20 protein-coding genes are annotated in these 20975 nt (G+C 61.5%); 11 read left to right on the forward strand and 9 right to left on the reverse strand.

What is annotated here, in order from left to right; genetic code table 11:
* Positions 1 to 178: 178 nt before the first annotated feature.
* Positions 179 to 394, reverse strand: a complete 216-nt coding sequence (locus tag NL528_RS12360; protein WP_309182935.1) for a CsbD family protein — start codon at positions 392 to 394, stop codon at positions 179 to 181.
* Between the two features lie 128 nt (positions 395 to 522).
* Between NL528_RS12360 and NL528_RS12365 the strand changes: the two genes are divergently transcribed.
* Complete coding sequence (locus NL528_RS12365) at positions 523 to 1053, forward strand: cupin domain-containing protein (protein WP_309184878.1); 531 nt, start codon at positions 523 to 525, stop codon at positions 1051 to 1053.
* A gap of 67 nt (positions 1054 to 1120) precedes the next feature.
* Here the strand turns inward: NL528_RS12365 and NL528_RS12370 are convergent, their stop codons facing one another.
* Positions 1121 to 2341, reverse strand: coding sequence for a hypothetical protein (locus NL528_RS12370; protein WP_309182936.1), 1221 nt, complete (start codon positions 2339 to 2341; stop codon positions 1121 to 1123).
* A gap of 282 nt (positions 2342 to 2623) precedes the next feature.
* On the opposite strand from NL528_RS12370, the gene NL528_RS12375 reads away from it, so the two are divergent.
* Positions 2624 to 3649 (forward strand): alpha/beta fold hydrolase, encoded by a 1026-nt coding sequence (locus NL528_RS12375; RefSeq protein WP_309182937.1) that lies wholly within the window; start codon positions 2624 to 2626, stop codon positions 3647 to 3649.
* Between the two features lie 138 nt (positions 3650 to 3787).
* Here NL528_RS12375 and NL528_RS12380 read toward each other — a convergent pair whose 3' ends face one another.
* Positions 3788 to 4888 carry a hypothetical protein gene (locus tag NL528_RS12380; protein ID WP_309182938.1) on the reverse strand — a complete coding sequence of 367 codons (1101 nt, stop codon included), beginning with the start codon at positions 4886 to 4888 and terminating at the stop codon, positions 3788 to 3790.
* Positions 4889 to 4890: 2 nt separating this feature from the next.
* Positions 4891 to 5550, reverse strand: a complete 660-nt coding sequence (locus NL528_RS12385; protein WP_309182939.1) for a FecR domain-containing protein — start codon at positions 5548 to 5550, stop codon at positions 4891 to 4893.
* A 339-nt stretch (positions 5551 to 5889) separates the two neighbouring features.
* On the opposite strand from NL528_RS12385, the gene NL528_RS12390 reads away from it, so the two are divergent.
* Positions 5890 to 7098: a phospholipid carrier-dependent glycosyltransferase gene (locus NL528_RS12390; RefSeq protein WP_375144053.1), complete on the forward strand. Its 1209-nt coding sequence runs from the start codon at positions 5890 to 5892 to the stop codon at positions 7096 to 7098.
* 74 nt (positions 7099 to 7172) lie between these two features.
* Here the strand turns inward: NL528_RS12390 and NL528_RS12395 are convergent, their stop codons facing one another.
* Complete coding sequence (locus NL528_RS12395; RefSeq protein WP_309182941.1) at positions 7173 to 7805, reverse strand: OmpA family protein; 633 nt, start codon at positions 7803 to 7805, stop codon at positions 7173 to 7175.
* Positions 7806 to 8235: 430 nt separating this feature from the next.
* On the opposite strand from NL528_RS12395, the gene NL528_RS12400 reads away from it, so the two are divergent.
* Both NL528_RS12400 and NL528_RS12405 read left to right on the forward strand, forming a co-directional pair.
* Positions 8236 to 8466: a hypothetical protein gene (locus NL528_RS12400; RefSeq protein ID WP_309182942.1), complete on the forward strand. Its 231-nt coding sequence runs from the start codon at positions 8236 to 8238 to the stop codon at positions 8464 to 8466.
* A 65-nt stretch (positions 8467 to 8531) separates the two neighbouring features.
* Entirely contained in the window at positions 8532 to 9698 is a 1167-nt protein-coding gene (locus NL528_RS12405; protein WP_309182943.1) for a DNA glycosylase AlkZ-like family protein, read from the forward strand.
* A gap of 38 nt (positions 9699 to 9736) precedes the next feature.
* On the opposite strand, the gene NL528_RS12410 is transcribed toward NL528_RS12405, so the two are convergent.
* Complete coding sequence (locus tag NL528_RS12410) at positions 9737 to 9934, reverse strand: hypothetical protein (protein ID WP_309182944.1); 198 nt, start codon at positions 9932 to 9934, stop codon at positions 9737 to 9739.
* A gap of 66 nt (positions 9935 to 10000) precedes the next feature.
* Positions 10001 to 11185: a restriction endonuclease gene (locus NL528_RS12415; RefSeq protein ID WP_309182945.1), complete on the reverse strand. Its 1185-nt coding sequence runs from the start codon at positions 11183 to 11185 to the stop codon at positions 10001 to 10003.
* 183 nt (positions 11186 to 11368) lie between these two features.
* Here NL528_RS12415 and NL528_RS12420 point away from each other — a divergent pair, with 183 nt between their 5' ends.
* The 6 genes from NL528_RS12420 (at position 11369) to NL528_RS12445 (ending at position 19562) form a co-directional block, all read left to right on the forward strand.
* Positions 11369 to 11950, forward strand: a complete 582-nt coding sequence (locus tag NL528_RS12420; RefSeq protein ID WP_309182946.1) for a hypothetical protein — start codon at positions 11369 to 11371, stop codon at positions 11948 to 11950.
* A 249-nt stretch (positions 11951 to 12199) separates the two neighbouring features.
* Positions 12200 to 13507 carry an MFS transporter gene (locus tag NL528_RS12425; RefSeq protein ID WP_309182947.1) on the forward strand — a complete coding sequence of 436 codons (1308 nt, stop codon included), beginning with the start codon at positions 12200 to 12202 and terminating at the stop codon, positions 13505 to 13507.
* A gap of 280 nt (positions 13508 to 13787) precedes the next feature.
* Positions 13788 to 14894 (forward strand): efflux RND transporter periplasmic adaptor subunit, encoded by a 1107-nt coding sequence (locus tag NL528_RS12430; protein ID WP_309182948.1) that lies wholly within the window; start codon positions 13788 to 13790, stop codon positions 14892 to 14894.
* Between the two features lie 123 nt (positions 14895 to 15017).
* A complete protein-coding gene (locus NL528_RS12435; RefSeq protein WP_309182949.1) occupies positions 15018 to 18158 on the forward strand; it encodes an efflux RND transporter permease subunit in 3141 nt (1046 codons plus the stop codon).
* Positions 18159 to 18176: 18 nt separating this feature from the next.
* Complete coding sequence (locus NL528_RS12440) at positions 18177 to 18785, forward strand: TetR/AcrR family transcriptional regulator (protein ID WP_309182950.1); 609 nt, start codon at positions 18177 to 18179, stop codon at positions 18783 to 18785.
* A 153-nt stretch (positions 18786 to 18938) separates the two neighbouring features.
* Positions 18939 to 19562 (forward strand): flavin reductase family protein, encoded by a 624-nt coding sequence (locus NL528_RS12445; RefSeq protein WP_309182951.1) that lies wholly within the window; start codon positions 18939 to 18941, stop codon positions 19560 to 19562.
* Between the two features lie 116 nt (positions 19563 to 19678).
* Here the strand turns inward: NL528_RS12445 and NL528_RS12450 are convergent, their stop codons facing one another.
* On the reverse strand, positions 19679 to 20101 hold the full coding sequence (locus NL528_RS12450; RefSeq protein ID WP_309182952.1) for a GFA family protein: 423 nt from the start codon (positions 20099 to 20101) through the stop codon (positions 19679 to 19681).
* Between the two features lie 84 nt (positions 20102 to 20185).
* Positions 20186 to 20884, reverse strand: a complete 699-nt coding sequence (locus NL528_RS12455; protein WP_309182953.1) for a helix-turn-helix domain-containing protein — start codon at positions 20882 to 20884, stop codon at positions 20186 to 20188.
* Positions 20885 to 20975 lie beyond the last annotated feature (91 nt).

The following is a 20975-nucleotide window of genomic DNA, read 5'->3' on the forward strand; positions in this document are numbered from 1 at the left end:
TCGCCCCGCTTGCGGGGAGAGGGCTGGGGTGAGGGGGACTCTCCGCAAATTCGGATTCGCGGATAGTCCCCCTCACCCGAAGCCTTCGGCTTCGACCTCGCCCGCAAGCGGAGCGAGGTAACAAAAGAGACCGGCCCAAACGGACCGGTCTCTTTGATTGCAATCGAACCAGCGCCGATCAGAGGTTCTTGTTCGCCGCGGCAGCCGCCTTGTTGGCGGCGTCTTTCGTCGCTTCCTTGGCGTCGCCGACGGCCTTCTGGCCCTTGCCCTTCACTTCCTGAATCACGCCTTCGCCCTGCAGGCGATCGGAACCGGTGGCTTCGCCGATGCCCTGCTTGGCCTTGCCGATTGCCTCGTTGGTCGCGCCTTTGATCTTGTCTGCGGTTGCGCCCATGGGAACTCTCCTTTGTTAAGCGTCGACAGGACAAGCCTCGTATGCGCCGATCGTTCCTTTATTCGTCTGGTCTGCGATCACGGTTTTATGTACCGTTCGCGAATGAACATTTCAGCGAAAGCAGCATGATGTCAGGCTCTCACGATCACACCCATTCCGGTCATTCCCGCGGCGATCATTCCCACGATCACGACGAGCGCTGGAAGCATGACGGCGTCCGCGTCATTCCCGGCAATCAGCTCGATCCCAACGTGCCGTCGACTGCGGGCATGGACCGCAAGGCCGCGATCAACTTCGCGCGCGTCGGGGCGCAGAAATTATGGGCGGGCACGGTCACCATCAGGCCCGACGCCAAGACCGGCGCGCATCATCACGGCCATCTCGAAAGCATCATCTATGTCGTGAAGGGCAAGGCGCGGATGCGCTGGGGCGAGCAGCTGCAGTTCACCGCGGAAGCGGGTCCCGGCGATTTCATTTTCGTGCCGCCTTACGTGCCGCATCAGGAGATCAATGCCAGCCGCGACGAGACGCTCGAATGCGTGCTGGTGCGCAGCGACGGCGAGGCAGTCGCGATCAATCTCGACATCGAGCCGGTGGAGAAGCCGGAGACCGTGCTCTGGGTCGACCCGGTGCACAGGGACCCGGCGGAGAAGAAGTAGGGGCGTCTATCCGCCGGCCACGCTTAAGCGTCGCCGGCGGAATCGCATGCGGGATCCGTCGTCTGCCTCAGTCCCGTTTTATCGTGACCAGCGTAATGTCATTCATCAGGCTGTTGGCCAGCAGGAAATTGCCGTCGCGCGTGACCGACGTGTTGCGCACGATGTTTCCGCCGCCGGGGATCGCCCAGCTCTGGAATTTTTCGGTCTTGGGATCGAAGCGCACCACGGTATTCGGGGTCGAGCCGGACTCGCTATACCAGATGATATCGTTGATCGCCGAGATGCCATACGGCTCCGACTTCGGCCCGCTCGGCGACTGCCATTCCGTCACCTTGCCGGTCGCCGGATCAAGACGGCCGAGATAACCGCGCGCATAGTCGGAGTACCACACGATGTCGTCGCTCGTGATCGTGATGCGGCGCGGTCGCGATGCCGCATCCGGCAGCCGGTACTCGCGAAATTCCATCGTCTTTGGATCGATGCTGCCGACCTGGTTGGTGCCGAACTCCACGAAGAAAATGTTGCCTTTCGAATTCAACGCCATGCCGTAGGGGCGCGAATTGGCGGTCGGTGGCGTGAGCAGCTTGATCTCGCCGCTCTCCGGGTCAAGACGACCGATCCGGTTGAGGTTCTGCATCGTGAACCACAGGATTCCGTTTTTGTCGAAGATGAGCGTATGCGGATCGCCCTGCTCCGGGGTCGGGTATTCGGTGTCGGCTCCGGTCTTCGGGTCGAGCTTTCCGATCAGGGATCCGGTGTTGCCGGTGTACCAGATGTTGCCGTCATGATCCTCCTGCAGCCCGTGCGGTCCGGAGTGCGGCGTCTTGAGCTTGAATTCCGTGAATTTGCCGGTCGCGGGATCCAGCCGGCCGAGCACGTTGGCCAATTGGCCGGTGTACCAGAGCGCACCGTCCTTCGTTGCCAACGGGTCATGCGGTCGCGAGCCCGGGGTGGGGACCTGCCATTTCTGGAACGAAACCTCGGCCGGTCCCGGAATGACCACGCCGTCGGGCTTGCCCTTTTCCGGGAAGCTCTGGATCAGGTAGGCCTTGAGCGGCTCGATCTGATCAGCCGGCAGCGGAGCGCCTTGATTGACCATCATCCGCAGCACGGTGCTCCAGCCGTTCGCCGTATAGCCCGAACCCACGCGGCTCAACAACGTATGGCAGATGTTGCAATTGGCCTCGGCTAACTCCTTGCCGGGTCCGTCGGGCAGCTGTTGGCCGATCGCGGGAAATCCGGAGCAGAGCAGCGCAGTCGTCAAAACCGCGCACGATGTTTTGAACATAATTCCTCCCTGAGTTTCGCGCACTACGGTGTCCCGCTGCGCATCAATTCGCTCCTTCATGCCGGATTTTTCCGGCCAGGCGGCCGCCAAGACTAAGCCGTCTTCCCGAGCGCAGGCTCGCGCTGTTTTGGCGGCCTTGTTCACAAAATCGTGGGTCCATCCGACATTGTGGAATGGAGCGACGCGCGCTTGCGTCGGTTCGCTCGCAAACAAGCGCGCGGGCTGCTATCGTGCCGGCAGCAACACCGGACGAGGAATCCGGGAGCGAAAGGGAGAGCAGTTATGACTGGTTCGAAGCATCCGCTGCCACGGCGCGCGGTGATCAAGGGCATCGGCGTGGGTGTGGCCGCCGGGATGACGGGCGCCATGCCGGTGCAGGCCGCGACCGCGGATGCCCCCGCCGGCGGAGAAATCTGGAGCAGCGAATACTGGGCCAAGAAGGGCGATATTCCGCTGTGGATATATCGCAAGCGGCTCGGCGCGCCCAAGGCCGGCGAGCCGGCACGGCCGGTCCTGTTCTTCGTCCATGGCTCGTCGGTGACATCCAGGACGTTCGATCTCAACGTGCCTGGGCACGGCGAATATTCGGTCATGAACGAATTCGCCCGCTACGGTTTTGACTGCTGGACCATGGATCACGAGAATTACGGCAAGTCGGGCCGCACGTCCGGCAATGCCGATATCGCCAGCGGCGTCGAGGATCTCAAGGTCGCCGTCGAAGTCGTCACCCGCGAAACCGGCCAGAAGAAGTTTCATTTCCTCGGCGAGTCCTCCGGCGCACTGCGCGCCGGCGCCTATGCCATGGCGGCGCCCGAGCACATCGACCGGCTGGTGTTCGCAGCCTTCACCTACAAGGGCGAGGGATCGCCGACCCTGACCAAGCGCGCCGAGCAGCTTGAATATTATCGCTCGCACAACATGCGCAAACGCGACCGCGAGATGATCAGATCAATCGCGACCCGCGACAAGCCCGGCACCTCCGATCCCGCCGCCATTGAGGCGCTGGCGGACGCCGAGATGGTGTTCGGCGACCAGATCCCGACCGGCACCTATCTCGACATGACCGCCAATCTGCCGGTGGTCCACCCGGAGAAGGTGCTGGCGCCGGTGCTGCTGGTGCGCGGCGAATATGACGGCATCGCCACCGTCGCCGACCTCGAGGAATTCTATAACAAGCTACCGAGCGGCGACCGCCAGTTCATCATCCTGCCCGGCACCGCCCATTCGGTGACGCTGGCGACCAACCGGCAATTGTTCTGGCACGTCACGCGGGCGTTTCTGACGATGCCGACCCCGATTGCGACGTGAGGGTTCGGCCGGCCTCTCAACGTCATTGCGAGCGTAGCGAAGCAATCCATCGTGCAGCAAGGAAGAATGGATTGCTTCGTCGCGAGTGCTCCTCGCAATGACGGTTGCCCTGCTTAAAGCCGGGCATGACGGCTCGCTCTAGTAGCTGATCCGCAGTCCGACGCCGCCGTGGATGGTATTGCCGACCGGCTGCGGGCCGGCGGTGCCGTTGACGAAGAGGTCGGCGATCCAGCCATTGGTGATCCGGAAGCCGAGGCGGCCGCCATATTCGAACCAGCTCTGGTTACCGATCGTCGGCACCACCAGGCCATCGCCGGTGACGGTGGCGACAATGCCGGAATGCGTGGCAAAGGATTGCACGAACCCGCCATTGATATTGGCCTCGACGCTGGAGCCGAACAGATGCGTCCATTGCCCGCCGACCTTGACCAGGTTGGTTCGATCGGTGCCGCCGGCGATCGAGGCATCGAACGGGTTGAACGCGGCGGCGGGATCCGTGTAGCCCTTGACCCGCTGCCATAGCTGCCAGACCTCGACGGAGGCTGCGACTTCATCGCGAGGCGACAGCCGGCTGATCCAGCCCGCACGGCCATAGGCGCCGTAATTGTCTGCCGTTGTCTGGCTATCCAGCGACACCGCCCCGAGGCTCGTCATATAGCCGCGGCGATAGCGCACTTTCTCATAGGGGGTGAGGATCGCCCCGATATCGAAGAACGGCCGCGACGAGCCCCAGTCGACGAAATCATAGCGCAGCGCGAACGCACCGATCGGCGCGCTGGCGACGCTGTAGCCGCCCTCGCTGTATTGGGTGTAGGCGATGCCCGCCAGCAGCGACAGATTGGCGGTCAGGCTCTTGCGGCCGTGGATGCCGGCCGAAAACGATCCGGCCGAGCCGAATGCGCTGACGCAATCGCTGCAATTGACCTGTTCGTTGACCCCGAGCAGCACCGAGCCGAGCACGCGATTGGTGATCATCTGGTTGAAGCGTTGCTTGGCCAGATCGTTGATCGATCCCCCGCTGGAATCCGAGCCGGTCGGAGTAGGGGTCGGAGTAGGGGTGGGTGTCGGCGTTGGAGTAGGCGTCGGGGTTGGTGTTGGCGTCGCGCCACACTCGGTACAATCGCCATTCACAACGGTGTCTCCCGCCGCAAACGCAGGCGTCGGCTGGATCTGAACCAGCAAAAGCCAGATTGCGGCGAGTGCGGCCGACGCTAACAGGCAGCGGATGAATCTTGCCATCGTCAGCGCCCGCACAGCATGCCGGTGGGATCGTCGTCGACGGCCGGTATCACGGCCGGCGTTGCGTCGGCATATTGGCTGGTGCTGCAAAGCCCGGGCGTCCCGCCGCAATTGGATGCGAAGCTCCAGGGGACGTTGTTGGCTTTTACAATCGTGATCTTGCCGCCGTTCGAGGTGATGACCGCGGTTTCGCCGGGCTCTGTCAGCTCGATGCATTGAAAGGTGACGGTGCAGACGGTCGCGGCACCCTCCTGCAGCTTGATGGTGCTCTTGCCCCGCTGCGCCAGGATATCGAGGATGGTGCCGCGGACGCCGATGGTCGCGAGCGGCGTCGTGATCTTGTAGGCGGCCTTTTGCGAATTTCCGGTGACGAAGCGAAAGGCGCCCGATGTCAACTTCACCGCGACGTCACGATAATGGTGTTCGTCGTCAAACACGGTGCGGTCGAGCGTGATCGTCGCATTCGGACCGAGCGACAAATTGGTGCTGTCGGCCATCACCAGCCGCGTTGCGCTGTCGAGGCCGGTACGCACGACTTCGTCCCGCAACAGGCTATCGCCGACATTGATCTGGGTGGTTGCCGATGCCGCCACGCGGACGACTTCATTCTTGACGACAGCGGCTTCGCCGACGCGGGTTTGCGCGTGAACGGGACTTGCCATCAGCGCGACTACGAAACTGAACGCAAATGCAGAAAGAAAGCAGTGACGCGAATTCATTTCATTACCGATCGATCTATCCCGACATCGTACCGGATCGCGTGTGCATGCGATGTGGCAGATTTATCACAAGCAGCGCCTTACTAGCTCGATGGTTAGTGGCAACGAAACCAAGATGCGTTCAATGCGATGGACATAAAAATCCGCTCCGCTCACACTTGAGTTTGTCCGTAATTCCATTGATCCGTGAGCATCGTGCGCGAATCACCTTCTGTTCTCCGTCGTTCGGCCGCGCACACCGCGATTATTGCGGGAGTTATTTTTTTCATCGCGCATTTCGCGATGCTGATCGGCCTGACCACGCCGGAGAAATTCTATTTCGACGAGGTGCATTATGTGCCGGCGGCGCGGCAGTTGCTCGAGCCTGTGATGCCGACACCGATGCTCAACCCGATGCATCCGCCGCTGGCAAAGCAGCTGATCGCGCTGTCGATCCATTCGTTCGGCGACGGGCCGCTGGGCTGGCGTTATCCGGGCGTGCTGTTCGGATCGCTCGCTATTGTCGCGGTGTATCTGTGCGGCCTGGCGCTGTTTGCAGCCCAGGGACCTGCGATCGCCGCCAGCCTGCTCGCCTTTTTCAACCAGATGCTGTTCGTGCAGTCGCGGATCGCGATGCTGGATATTTTTTCGCTCGCCTTCAGCCTGTTCGCGATCGCCGCCTTCATGCATGGTTTCCGGAAGCACAGGCCGCATCTCTGGTTCGCGCTCGCCGGCATCGCCTTCGGTCTCTCGACCGCCTGCAAATGGAGCGGGTTGTTCGTGCTCGCAGTCTGCATCGTGATCGTCGGCACGATCCGCCTGATGCAAAGTTGGCGTACGCAATTTGCGGATGGCAACACCGAGGATTGGTACCGTCCCGACCTCTGGCCCGGCTTCAGATATTATCACTTCGTCGCGTGCTTCGTGCTGATTCCGGCGGCCGTTTATCTCGCCACCTTCATTCCGCTCTACGGCCTGTCGCTGCCGGATATAATGGAGGCGCAACGCCGGATTTTTACCGATAACACGACCACCGCAATTGCCGGCCACACCTATATGAGCGCGTGGCCATCCTGGCCGTTTCTGGTGCGCCCGGTCTGGTATCTGTTCGACAAGATCGGCGACGACCGGATCGCAGCGGTGGTGTTCCTCGGCAATCCCCTGATCCTGTGGCCGGCGCTGCTCGCGGTTGTGGTTTGCCTGCGCGACTGGATCGTGACGCGGCGGGCGGATGCATTTCTGATCCTGGCGTTCTACTTCGGGCCTTACCTTGCCTGGGCGCTGCTGCCGCGAACACTCGGCTTCATCTATTACTATCTGCCGGCCGCGACCACCGCGAGCTTCGCGCTGGTCTATGCGCTCCGGCGCGGCAACACGCCGCGCTGGCTGTTATGGGCCTTCGTCCTCGTCGGTTTCGCGGGCTTCGCCGTCATGCTGCCGATCTCGGCCGCGTTCATTGGAACCTCGATGGAGACGTTCAACCGGCTGATGATTTTCCAGAACTGGATCTGACAAGAAAATCGCATCAGAACGGGAAGTAGACCAGAAATGCCCGCCGCAACGGCGGGCGGATCGGACGCATCACGTCACTTCGAAGCTGCCTGGGTTTCCATATTGACGACCTGAACGCGGCGGTTGACCGGGTCCATCGGCGCATTCGGGTCCTTCAGCTTGGTCTTGCCGTAACCGACGGTCACCAGATTGGCGCCGACGATGCCGTATTTGGCGGTGAGGTACTTCTTGATCGTGTCGGCGCGCCGCTCGGAGAGGTCCTGGTTATAGGCCTCGCCGCCGATCGCATCGGTGTGACCGGCCACCACGAAGGTCGAACCCTTCAGGCTGGCGTCCGAGAGCGCCTTGCCCAATTCCTGCACCGCCGGCAGCGCGCTCTTGCTGATATCGGCCGAGTTGTAGTCGAAGTGAATCTCGAGATCGATCTTCGGCTTGTTCGATGCGATCTCCGCGATTTCCTCGCGCTCGCCGAGCGAGAGCGACCGGGTTTTGCGGTTGCGCAGCGTATCGACGAAACTGGTTTCCTTGGCCTGGACCGCCGGGTCCACCTGCACGCCGGTCGACAGGCCGCGGGTCAGCGGCTTCGGTTTCAGCGCACTCAGGATCTGATCGGCCGAGACGGTGTTGTCGCCGGCCAGTGCCAGGCCCGCCGTCATCGACAGCGCGGCGCCGATTGTCACGATGGAAAGTCCATGAAAGCGGGTCATTGTCCTAATCCTCACGGTTTACGCCCTGCAAATTGGCGTGCACGGCGTTTTGATGTTGCGAGGATAAGACAGGTTCAAACCGGCAATTGTGATCCAGGTCACGTTGCGGAACAGCGGTTTCGCCGCGCTGGAACCGGTAGAGCGTCCGGCACTATTTTATGGTGGCCTCCAGCGAACCTTATTTGCTCTGATTTTGCGCCCCCGTCGCAGCGTCCTTCGACCCTTTTCGTTGCTGTTCATTTCCAATCTTAATGCGGTCGCGCCAGCGCCGGGTAGCGGACAACAAATCGGCCAGATGATGACTTAAGAAAATGGCTCGCGAAGGCGATCGTAGAGCGAAACAGGCGGGCGGGTGTTTTCAGTAAAGCGTCAGCGTGAGTATCAAAATTATCGCACAGGCACACCGGATCGCACCGGTCCGGCAAGCGCAATGCCGGTCTTGATCGGCGCGGCCATGATCGCGGCGGCGATCTTGCTGTCGACGCTGATCACGGCACTTGGTGGCCGCTACCTGGCGTTCGAGGGCCCGACCGAAGAGAGCGCGTGGCTGGTCGATCGTCTCACCGGGAACCTGTACCGGTGCCAGGCCCCGGAGCGCGGCAAGGCTTCCTGCGAAGCCGAGGTCGCGACCGGCAGTATTACGGAGCGGCCGAAGCGGTGAGGAAGTGCACAGCCCACTGAAATCCGGGCCTCCTCACACGCGCGAATCCCGCTACATTGCGCGCAATGCCCCGCGCGACCGCCCCCCATCCCCTGACCAAGACCGAGGCCCGGCGAATCTGGCTGCGCGCCCAACGGCTCGATATGCCGGCGCCGTTTGGCGACGGGCCGACGGCCGTCGCAGCCGCGGTCGAGCATCTCGGCTATGTGCAGATCGACACCATCAACGTGATCGAGCGCTGCCATCATCACATTCTCTATAGCCGCATCCCCGGCTATCGGCGTGCCGATCTGTGGCAGGCCCAGAGTGTCGACAAGAGCGTATTCGAATACTGGACGCACGCCCTGTCTTATGTGCCCGCGAAGGATTTGCGCTTCTTCCTGCCCGCGATGAAGCTGCACAAGCGCGAAGGCCACAAATGGTTTTCATCCGTCAGCACAGCGGACACGCGCAAGGTGATGCGGCTGCTGCGGCGCGACGGCGCGCTGACCATCCGCGACATCGAGGACGATGTGCTGACGGAGAAGGAGCATCTGTGGGCGAGCCGCAAGCCCTCGAAGCGCGCGTTGCAGCTGGCGTTCTATTCCGGCGAGGTGACGATCGCAGAACGCGCCGGCATGCTGAAGACCTATGAACTGACGGCGCGGCATTTCGGCTGGGACAAGCCGCCGAAACCGGCTTCGGCGACGGAAGTTTCCACCTATTTGCTTGATCGCGCGCTTCGCGCGCAGGGGATCGTGAGCCTGGATTCGATCTGCCATCTCGACGCGCCGAGCAAGGCGTCGATCCGGCGGCTGATCGAAGCGCGCGTGCGCCGCAAGGAGCTGGTCCCGATCGCACTGGAAGGCGCGGGCAAGCAGGAGCATTGGGCGGATCCGGCGACGTTTGCGCCGATCGGCGAGGGCGATCCCGGCCTGGTGCACATCCTGTCGCCGTTCGATCCGCTGATTATCCAGCGCAAGCGCACCGAATTGTTCTTCGGCTACGGCCACCGTTTCGAGGCCTATGTGCCGAAGCAAAAACGCCTGTTCGGCTATTTCGCGCTGCCGGTCTTGGTCGGCGACGACATCGTCGCCGCCATCGATCTCAAGACCGACCGCAAGAACAAAAAATTGCTGATGCAGAAATGGAGCTGGGTCGGCAAGGGCGCGGCGCGCGGCGCGCGCAAGGAATTCAAGCGCCGCATCGAGGAAGAGCTGGATCGTTTCGAGCGGTTTCAGCTCGCGGAGTGAGTCTCTGTTAACAGCCTTCGGCCTCCTGGCCGATGAGTCTAGCACGATTGCTCCCGCGAGACGTCATGGAACGGCAAATCGCTCGCGCGGAAGATAGAGGCGCGCGACGAAGACGGCGCGAAGAAGATGAAAAAGCCCGCGTGGAAGATGGCCAAGAAATCGGCGGAAGCCAGCAAGAACACGAAAAACTCTGAAAGAGCGCGCATGGAATGGTGCAAAAAGGAACTGAGTTGCATCGAAGGGGAGCCTGTTGAGCGTGTCTCGGGCTTGATCTCGCGCCTCTGATGGCTCAACTTCCTTTTTTAGCGTAGCTTGAACTCAGCAATCAGGGCCGGTCTAGCCGCGAGGAGACGCTCCAAATGACTTTCAGGCCAAATCTCCACCCGAGGGGCATGGCCGGACGAATTGTGCTTCTCGACCCATTGAACGGCATCCGCTGTGAAACGACCACTGGTCGCAAACACTAGGACATCTACGCGAGGGTCAGTCCAAAGAGCCATCTGTTCTTTTGCTGACGAAACATCTGGCAATGAGATGCTTTGTGCAAGCCAATGCTTACATTGAATAACGACGCGAAGTCGTAGTGTGCCAGCTAAGCCATCGATCACGATTCTCATAACGGAAAGGTCACGCCCACGATCGGGTGCATTGGTGCGCAATAGCCACTCGGGATTTTCATAGCCAGGTTCGTTAGAAATCAAGGTGAAGACAAGCCGCTCGAAATCCTCGGCGTTCAGCCTTCTCCAGTCGAGCTGCATCGTCACCGCACCTCGTGGCTTCGCGGCCACTAGACTTGCAAGATCTTCAACCTCGACTGGTAGCGGCTCGTTCTCTCCATAAAGACCTTGCCTGAGTTCCTTCTTGACCATTGGCCAATCATTTTTTTCTATATCGTCGAAATCGCAGACCATTCCGAAGTGCAGATGGCGCGCGAGCACCGACCAATAGGCGGGTTGCGGAATACTGCTCCCGAGAAGGACCTTGATTTGGTCGAGGAGCGACTTTAGTTCTTCCCAACGTTTGAGTTCCACTTTTGCATTTGGTTCCGCTCCTCCGATTGCCCGCCGCATTTCGCGGATCGCGGCGTCAACGGAATCTATCAATTCGACTAAGGTGTCACGGACGAGTTCACGGCGTTTCTGATTGAAACGAAAGCGATACTCTCGGATGTCGCGCCCGGGCTCAGCTATCCAGTTTTCAATATGGAGCTGCGCTGTCGGGTCGCCGGATTCGATAGCGTCGAATCGGTTCTGCGCAACATCATTCAGATCGGGCGGTGAGATACTAGGCTTCCACCCGGCCAATTTGGGCAACGCCGCCAATACCGTTGTCATTGATCTACATCGATCTTCATATTCTGGACTTTCACCGAATGCGATGCCTGTGGGAATGAGCAATTGGATCTCCTCCCAAAGCCGCTCTAGTTTGATTAGGTTGGCTTCGGCCGCTTCAAAGACTTCCAAGGCGGCCATGAGCGGGCTAGTCATTTTACGATCTCAGATGGATGTGCTGATGCGAATCGCACGCTTGCGTAGTATACGCGTGGCCGCGGCGCTCGCTGCTGGATTCTGGGCGTACGGGATTGGCGAACTGTGATCTGCTCATTCCCCTGACTTTAGCCAAAACAGAAATGGACTGCAGCGTTCCGATTTTAAACGACGAGTGGCATGATGTCTGATCTTTTCGTATCGAAGGCGCAAGACGGCGGCGTGTGGTCTTACGCGCTGCCGACGTGGTTCGGCCTCTTTCTATCAGATGCAGAAGCGCTTTACGGCCCAAGGGATAAGGCTTGGACCCCATTGGGAATCGAGCTTTGGGACAACCACAATCAAACTTGCCCGCTTGAAGGGAATACCGTCTGCATCAGACTCAACATCAAAACTTTGACGCATCACGACTTTAACTTATTCAACTTGGCGCACGAAACAATCCACGTTTTGGGGCCATCAAAGGGGGTTGATATAACGTTTCTCGAAGAAGGCGTAGCTGTGGCGTTTAGCCTGCAGCTTAAGCACTACAATGATAAGTCTTTCCCCGGCATGCAACGTAGAAATCACCTATGCGACCCTGCGGATAAGTATGTCCGGGCCTTGATAGATGTTGAGCTCCTCACGCAGCATGACCGCGAGGCGGTCCTTAAATTGCGGAAAATAGAGCCATATCTATCGCGGATTACGCCGGATCAGATCGTACAAGTTGTGCCCGCTTGTCCATCAAATTTGGCGCGACGACTCTGCGCCAGCTTCAGGTAAATCGAGCGATGCAGAAATGGAATTGGGTCGGCAACGTCGGGAAGAAGGGCGCCCGCAAGGAATTCAAGCGCCGCATCGAAGAGGAGCTGGATCGTTTCGAGCGGTTTCAGCTGGCGGAGTGAAACTCCCGATCGGAACCGGCAAGCCCCGCAGCAACGGAATGCCCGCGCTCCCGCAACGCGGGCATCGAACGTTGCCAGAAGCGGCGGCACTGGCTAATCGTCACGGACAAGAAACCGGGGGTATTCCATGAGCCAGACGCCTGCCAAAAGCGAGATCGAGACCTCGACCATTCGTGCGATTTCGCTGCGGCTGATTCCGTTTCTGGTGCTGGCTTATTTCTTTTCCTATCTCGATCGCGTCAATCTCGGTTTCGCCGCGCTGACCATGAATGCGGAACTGAAGTTCACGCCGCTGATCTTCGCCTGGGGCGCCGGCATCTTCTTCATCGGCTATTTCATCTTCGAGGTGCCGAGCAACCTCGCGCTGGAAAAATTCGGCGCCAGCCGCTGGATCGCCCGCATCATGGTGACCTGGGGCATCATCTCGGGCTTGATGGCGACCGTGAGCGGCGAATGGAGCTTCTACATCCTGCGCTTTCTGCTCGGCGTCGCCGAAGCCGGCTTCTTTCCCGGCATCATTCTCTATCTGACCTACTGGTATCCGGCGGAATACCGCGCCCGCTTCCTCGCCGCATTCGCCATTGCCGTTCCGGTGTCCACCGTGATCGGCGCGCCGGTCTCCGGTCTCCTCCTCGGGCTCGACGGCGCGATGGGGCTGAAGGGCTGGCAGTGGCTGTTCGTCATCGAGGGCATTCCCTCGGTGCTGCTCGGCATCGTCAGCTGGTTCTATCTGACCGATCGGCCGGACAAGGCCGGCTGGCTGACGGCCGAGCAGAAGGCGTGGCTGGCGGCCAAGCTGAACGCCGAGAACACCGCCAAGCAGGCGGCCACGCATTTGACGCTCGGGCAGGCGCTGACGTCGCCAAAGGTGATGGCGCTCAGCCTGATCTATTTCGGCTTCGTCGGCGCGCTCTACGGCATGCAGTTCTGGCTGCCGCAGATCGTCAAGGCGTTCGGCCTCACCAACGCCCAGACCGGATTCGTCACCGCGATCCCCTATCTGTTCGGCACCATCGCGATGATCCTGTGGGCGCGGCACTCCGATGCCACCCGCGAGCGCGTCGCCCATGTCGGCGGCCCGCTGCTCTTGACCGCGCTGGCGCTTGGCGTCTCCAGCTACATCAGCGATCCAACCACGACGATGATCGTGCTGACGATCGCCGCGATCGGCGTGTTCTGCACCTTTGCGGTGTTCTGGACCTTGCCGACCGCGTGGCTATCCGGCACGGCGGCTGCGGGTGCGATCGCGCTGATCAACTCGATCGGCAACCTCGCCGGTTTCGGCGGGCCGTTTCTGATCGGGTGGATCAAGGAAGCGACCGGCAGCACGTCGATGGGATTGCTGGTGCTGTCGCTGTTGCCGCTCGCCGCGGGCTTGCTGGTTTTCCTCGGTGGCCACGAGACCAAGACGGAATTCGCGGCCGCAAAGCAGTAAGCCGCGATCTCTCCATCCGTCGTCCCGGCCTGGTGCGCAATTGCGCACGGGGGCCGGACCCATACGCCGCGGCCCCGGGAAGGGGCACGCGGGTGGACGGCTTTTGCAACACGACCATCGGTGGCTATGGGCCCCGGCCTGCGCCGGGGCGACGGGGATGGTTACGCGCTAGCCACCCAGGAACTCACGAATTAGTGTGTTAGTTGTCTACTGACGAATATTGACATTCATCAGTGAACATTCGATAGTCATCATCAAGTTGTTGATGATGGAGAGGCCGATGTTCGCCCGTTCGATTTTCTCGAGCTATTACAGGCTTCTAACCGGCGCGGCGCTGGCGCTTGCCGTGTTTGCGCTGACCGGGTGCAATGAAAAGGCCGCCGAAATCGTGGCGCCCGGGCGTCCCGTGCTGGTGGCGACGGTGCATTACGAGGCGGAATCCCCGGAGCGCAGTTTCGTCGGCACCATCAAGCCCCGGATCGAGGCCGACATGGGTTTTCGGGTTCCCGGCAAGGTCGCAAAGCGCCTCGTGGAAGTCGGCCAGACCGTCGATCTCGGCCAGCCGCTCGCCACCCTCGATGAAGTCGATCTGAAGCTGCAGGCCGAGCAGGCCGAGGCCGAATTCCGCGCCGCCACCGGCGTGCTGGCGCAGGCCGCCGCCGCCGAGCAGCGCGCCAAGGATCTGCGCGCCAAGGGCTGGACCACCGACGCCCAGATGGACACGAGCCGCGCCGCCGCCGACGAAGCCCGCGCGCGTCTCAATCGCGCCGAGCGTTCGGTCGAATTGACCAAGAACTCGCTTTCCTATGCGACGCTCGAGGCCGACACCCGCGGCGTCGTCACCGCGACCCTGGTTGAGCCCGGCCAGGTCGTAGCCTCCGGCCAGACCGCGATCCGCGTCGCGCGCCTTGGCGAGAAGGAAGCCGTGGTCGCTATCCCAGAGACGCTGGTCGGGCGCGCCAAGTCCGGCGTCGCGACGGTGACGTTGTGGTCCGAAGCCAACAAGAAATATGCGGCAAAACTGCGCGAGATCGCGCCGACGGCCGATCCCGCCACCCGGACTTATCTGGCGAAGTTCTCGCTGCCTGACGCTGGCGACAGTGTCTCGCTCGGCATGACCGCGACCATGACGCTGTCGGATTCCGCGACCGAGCGCGTCGCAAAACTGCCGCTGTCGGCGCTGTACAGCCAGGGTGGCGATCCCTCGCTCTATATCGTCGATGACACGGGCGAGGTGACGCTGAAGCCGGTCACCGTGAAATCCTATGAGAGCGATTGCGTCATCATATCGGGCGGCGTCGATGAGGGCGCGAAAGTCGTGGCGCTGGGCGTGCAGAAGATCGACCCGGCCCAGAAGGTCCGCGTCGTTTCGTCCTTGTCGTTCTAGTCCCCCGTCATTGCGAGCGCAGCGAAGCAATCCATCGCGCTACAAGGAAGTGTGGATTGCTTCGTCGCTTCGCTCCTCGCAATGACGGCCTGATGCACACGGTTTTGGATCTTGGAGAGTGACATGAAGCGCTTCAATCTTTCGGGCTGGGCGGTCAGCCATCCGACATTGATCCTGTTCCTGATGATCATGCTCGGCGCCGCCGGCTTCTTCTCCTATCAGCGGCTCGGCCGCGCCGAGGATCCGTTCTTCACCGTGAAGGTCGTGAACGTCTCCGCGATCTGGCCCGGCGCCACCGCCCAGGAAATGCAGACCCAGGTCGCCGACCCCATCGAGAAGAAGCTGCAGGAATTGCCGTTCTTCGAGAAGGTGCAGACCTATTCGAAGCCGGCCTTCGCGGCGCTGCAGGTCACTTTCAAGGATTCCACCCCGGCGAAGGACGTGCCTTATCTCTTCTACCTGTTGCGCAAGAAACTGGTCGACGTGCAGGGCCAGTTGCCGGCCGGCGTCCTCGGCCCGGTCGTCAATGACGAATTCTCGGACGTCGACTCGATCCTCTACATGATGACCGGTGACGGCGCCGACTACGCCCAGTTGAAGAAGGCCGCCGAAGGTTTTCGCCAGCGGCTATTGAAAGTGCCTGGTGTTACCAAAGTCGATCTCTACGGTAACCAGGATGAGCGCATCTATGTCGAGTTCTCTCACGCCAAGCTCGCCACCCTCGGCATCACGCCGCAGGCGCTGTTCGACTCGCTCGCCAAGCAGAACAATGTCACCCCGGCCGGCACGGTCGAGACCTCCTCGCAGCGCGTGCCGCTGCGCGTCACCGGCGCGCTCGATGGCGTGAAGGCCGTCGCCGAAACCCCGGTCGAAAGCAACGGCCGCGTGTTCCGCCTCGGCGATATCGCCACCGTCACCCATGGCTACGTCGATCCCCCGACCTTCACCGTGCGCCAGGAGGGCAAGGCCGCGCTCGGCATCGGCGTCGTGACGACAAAAGGCGCCAACATCCTCGAGCTCGGCAAGGACGTCGAAAAGGCGACCGCTGATTTCATGAAGGCGGTGCCGCAGGGTATTGAGGTCGAGCAGATCGCCGACCAGCCGAAAGTCGTCGAGCATGCCGTCGGCGAGTTCGTGCACTCCTTCATCGAGGCGCTTGCGATCGTGCTGTTCGTCTCCTTCGTCGCGCTCGGCTGGCGCACCGGCATCGTGGTGGCGATGTCGGTGCCGCTGGTGCTCGCGATCGTGTTCATCGTGATGAATGCGATGTCGCTCGATTTGCACCGCATCACCTTGGGCGCGCTGATCATCGCGCTCGGCCTTCTGGTCGACGACGCCATCATCGCGGTCGAGATGATGGTGGTGAAGATGGAACAGGGCTGGGACCGCATCCATGCGGCATCCTTTGCCTGGGAATCTACCGCGTTTCCGATGCTCACGGGGACGCTGGTCACGGCCGCTGGCTTCCTCCCCATCGGCTTTGCCAATTCGGCGGTCGGCGAATATGCCGGCGGCATTTTCTGGATCGTGGCGATCGCGCTGGTCGCCTCCTGGTTCGTGGCGGTGATCTTCACGCCCTATATAGGCGTCAAGCTGCTGCCGAACATCACCGTCCACCATAACCACGATCCGCACGCGGTTTATGAGACGCGGATGTATCGCGTTCTTCGAAGCATGATCCAGTGGTGTGTCGATCACCGGGTCAAGGTGGTGCTGGCGACCGTCGGTGTCTTCGTGGCCTCGATCGTGGCCTTCGGCCACGTGCAGCAGCAGTTCTTCCCGCTGTCGGAGCGGCCCGAACTGTTCCTGCAGTTGCGCCTGCCGGAAGGCACCGCCTTCAACGTCACGGAAAAATCGGTGAAGACGGCGGAAACGCTGCTGAAGGACGACAAGGATATCGCGACCTATACCTCCTATGTCGGCCAGGGCTCGCCGCGCTTCTGGCTCGGCCTCAATCCGCAACTGCCGAACGAAGCCTTTGCCGAGATCGTGATCGTGGCCAAGGACGTCGAGGCCCGCGAGCGGATCAAGGCGCGGATCGAGCAGGCGGTCGCTGACGGCACACTGTCCGAAGCGCGCGTCCGCGTCGACCGCTTCAATTTCGGTCCGCCGGTCGGCTTCCCCGTTCAGTTCCGCGTCATCGGCCCCGACGCCAACGCGGTGCGCGACATCGCCTACAAGGTGCGCGACGTGATGCGGCAGAATCCGAATATCAAGGAGGCGCAGCTCGACTGGAACGAGCAGTCGCCCTACCTCAAGCTCGTGGTCGACCAGGACCGCGCCCGCGCGCTCGGTCTCACGCCGCAGGACGTCTCGCAGGCCCTCGCCATGCTGATCTCGGGCGCGCCGGTGACGACGATCCGCGACGGCATCGAGAAGGTCGGCGTGATCGCGCGTGCGGTGCCGTCCGAACGGCTCGATCTCGGCCGCGTCGGCGACCTCACGGTCACGTCGCGCAACGGCGTTGCCGTGCCGCTGCAGCAGATCGCCAGGATCGAGTATGCGCATGAGGAGCCGATCATGTGGCGCCGTAACCGCGACATGGCGATCACGGTGCGTTCCGACGTCGCCGACGGCGTACAGGCGCCCGACGTCACCAACCAGATCTGGCCAAAACTGCAGGAGATCCGCGATCACCTCGAGCCGGCCTACCGGATCGAGGCGGGCGGCGCGTTCGAGGAATCCGCCAAGGGCAATGCCTCGATCTTCGTGCTGTTTCCGCTGATGGTGATCGTCATGCTGACGCTGCTGATGATCCAGTTGCAGAGCTTTTCGCGGCTGTTGCTGGTCTTCCTCACCGCGCCGCTCGGCATCGTCGGCGCCTCGCTCGGCTTGAATATCGCCAATCAGCCGTTCGGCTTCGTGGCGCTGCTCGGCCTGATCGCGCTGGCCGGCATGATCATGCGCAACGCGGTGATTTTGGTGGACCAGATCGAGACCGACGTCGCCCACGGCCTGACGCGCAAGGAAGCCATCGTCGAAGCCACCGTCCGCCGTGCCCGCCCGGTGGTGCTGACGGCGCTCGCCGCGATCCTGGCGATGATCCCGCTGTCGCGCTCGGCCTTCTGGGGCCCGATGGCGATCACCATCATGGGCGGATTGTTTGTTGCAACCTTCCTGACCTTGCTGTACCTGCCGGGCCTCTACGCCCTTTGGTTCCGCAAGAGCCTGGAGGAAAGCGGCCCGAGCGAGCTGCCCGTTTCTGCGCCGCAACATGGGACGGAAGCCCAGCCCGCATTTCCGCTTGCTGAAGCTGCCGAATAATTGAACATTGAGCACGCAATGACGCTGACTGCCGAACATATCGAACCCGACACCCGCGAGCGGATTCTCGTGGTGGCGGAGCGTCTGTTCCGCCAGATCGGCTACCAGAAGACCACGGTCGCCGACATCGCCAAAGAACTGCGGATGAGCCCGGCCAATGTGTACCGCTTCTTCGATTCGAAGAAGTCGATCCACGAAGGCGTCGCGCGCGGCCTGATGGGCGGGGTCGAGGAGGCGGCGCAGGCCATCGCGGCCCAGAGCGGCCCGGCGGAGGTGCGCCTGCGCGAGCTGATGAAAACCATCCATCGCATGAACTCGGAGCGCTATGTCGGCGATTCCAAGCTGCATGAGATGGTCGCGATCGCGATGGAGGAGGACTGGGACGTCTGCGTGGCCCATATGCAGCTGATCACCGAAACGATCGGCAGCGTGATCGCGCAGGGTGCTGCGTCCGGGGAATTCGAGGTTGCCGACCTTCAGCTGGCGGCGATGTGCGCCTGCACCGCGATGATCCGGTTTTTCCATCCGCAGATGATCGCGCAAACCAGCAACAAGCCGGGGCCGACCATCGACGAGATGATCGATTTCGTGATCGCGGGGCTGGCGCCGCGGGCCAAAGCGAATTGACGCAATCGTCAGTTGACACTCCCGTCATTGCGAGCCACCGGGTCGCGCGAATGCGCGCCCGATGATAAACTCCGCGAAGCAATCCATGTGGCCGCATGCTGTGCTATGGATTGCTTCGTCGCTATCGCTCCTCGCAATGACGGAACCCTCAGTGTGACTGCAAAAGACCTGCATTTTTACGAACCGAAGAACGGCCACGGTCTCAAGCACGATCCGTTCAACGCCATCATCGCCCCGCGCCCGATCGGCTGGATTTCGTCGCGGGACTCCAGGGGCAATATTAACCTCGCGCCCTACAGTTTCTTCAACGGCTTCTGCTATCACCCGCCGATCATCGGCTTCTCCTCGACCTCCTGGAAGGACACCGTCGCCAATGTCCAGGAGAGCGGCGAGTTCGTCTGGAATCTCGCCACCATGGACCTGGCGAAACAGATGAACGCAACCGCCGCCCACGTCGCCCACGACGTCAGCGAGTTCAAGGTCGCAGGGCTGACCGCGGTGCCCGGCAAGGTGGTCAACGTGCCGCGGGTGGCGGAAAGCCCGGTCTCGTTCGAGTGCAAGCTGACGCAAATCATCCAGCTGCAGGGCGCCAACGGCGAAAAGGCGCAGGCCTGGCTGACCTTGGGCGAGGTCGTCGCCGTTCATATCGACAAGGCCATGATCAGGGACGGGGTCTACCAGACCGGCCTCGCCCGCCCGATCGTCCGCGCCGGCCGCAAGGGCGATTATTTCGAAATTCGCCCCGAGGCGATGTTCGAGATGGTCCGGCCGGATTGATAGCCTCTACGCCCTGGCCCGCGTGATTTGGGTGTCTGCCACCGCTAGCCCAGGCATGTGACCATCTCGACTGAAAGGTCGCCCGAGAAGGGCGGCCTTTCTTTCTTACGGGTTGATCATTCCGCGACGGCTTCGCCGGAGCCCCCAAGCTCGGCGGGAAAATCCTTGAGCTTCGGGAGACCGTCCCGCATTGGCAGCACCGTCTCGGCGTAGTTGACGTGAACGCCCGGCTTGAACTCCAGCGTCGGAATCGTCGCTACAAACACGTCCACCAGCCCGAGGGTCGGATGATTGGTCATCAGATGACCGCCGCATTTCCTGCAGTATTTGCGCTCGCTGAGCGGCGTCTTCTGAAACGTCGCAATATGCTCGGCTCCCGACTCGATCTCCAGCGCCTCCGGCTTCCAGAGGCTGAAGGCGTTGACCGGCCCGCCAGACCACGAGCGACAGGAACGGCAGTGACAATAACCCATTCCCTCGGGCGCACCCTTGACCACAAGTCTGACGGCCCCGCAAAAACAGCTTCCGGCGTGACTCATTTGTTTTCCTTTTGTAGTTGAACAAGTCGTTTCGACTATCAGGAAAATTTTGGCCTGCCTCCAGTTCCAGAACTGTACTGGCGGTCAGCTCGCGAGCTTCTTCTCCTTTGCAAACGGGCTGAGACCGAGCCAGGTCTGCATGGCAGATGCGATGCGTCGGTCGCCAGTCAAAATCATGCGCTTGTTGGCAACGGCTGCGCGGACAGTATCCAGCCCCATCCAGATCGCGGTCATGGTCCGCAAGTCGACAGACACATAGAGGTCGATGTCGAATCCGGGATCGACTGAACAGAGATCGACGCCGTCCGTAGGGTCGACGATCAGCCACCAGGACCGCTGCGTGGCCGGAAGTTCGGGATAAATGAAGCGAATGATTTTTCGCCCCTGCGGCATCGGCGTCGGATTCAGATTCCGCCGCATATCCCACATCAGGAGTTGAACATCGAGATGCTGGAGCGACAAATCCGCTTCGATGCGGCGCTGGCCCCAGATGCCAAATGCCTCGACGATCGGTCCAAGTTCTCGCCCCGATGCGGTCAGGCGATATTCGAATGCGCCGGACTCCGAGCGCGACGCCTCGCGGGCGACAATCCCGGCGGCTTCGAGATCCTTGAGCCGCCGCGAGAGCAACGCCGGCGACATCCGCGGCACGCCGCGGCGCAGTTCGTTGAAGCGCGTCGAGCCGGCGACGAGTTCGCGGAGCAAGATAACGGTCCAGCGCGTGCACAGAACCTCCGCGGCCATCGCAACCGGGCAGAACTGCCTGTAGCTACCCTCGGCCATGCTTCCCTCCATCTGGCTGAGACGCGAACTTACTGACGAAAGATCGCTGTTTCCAGTTCAGTTTCTGTACCGGGATCGATTCATTTCGTGA

Source organism: Bradyrhizobium sp. Ash2021 (assembly GCF_031202265.1).
Taxonomy (GTDB): domain Bacteria; phylum Pseudomonadota; class Alphaproteobacteria; order Rhizobiales; family Xanthobacteraceae; genus Bradyrhizobium.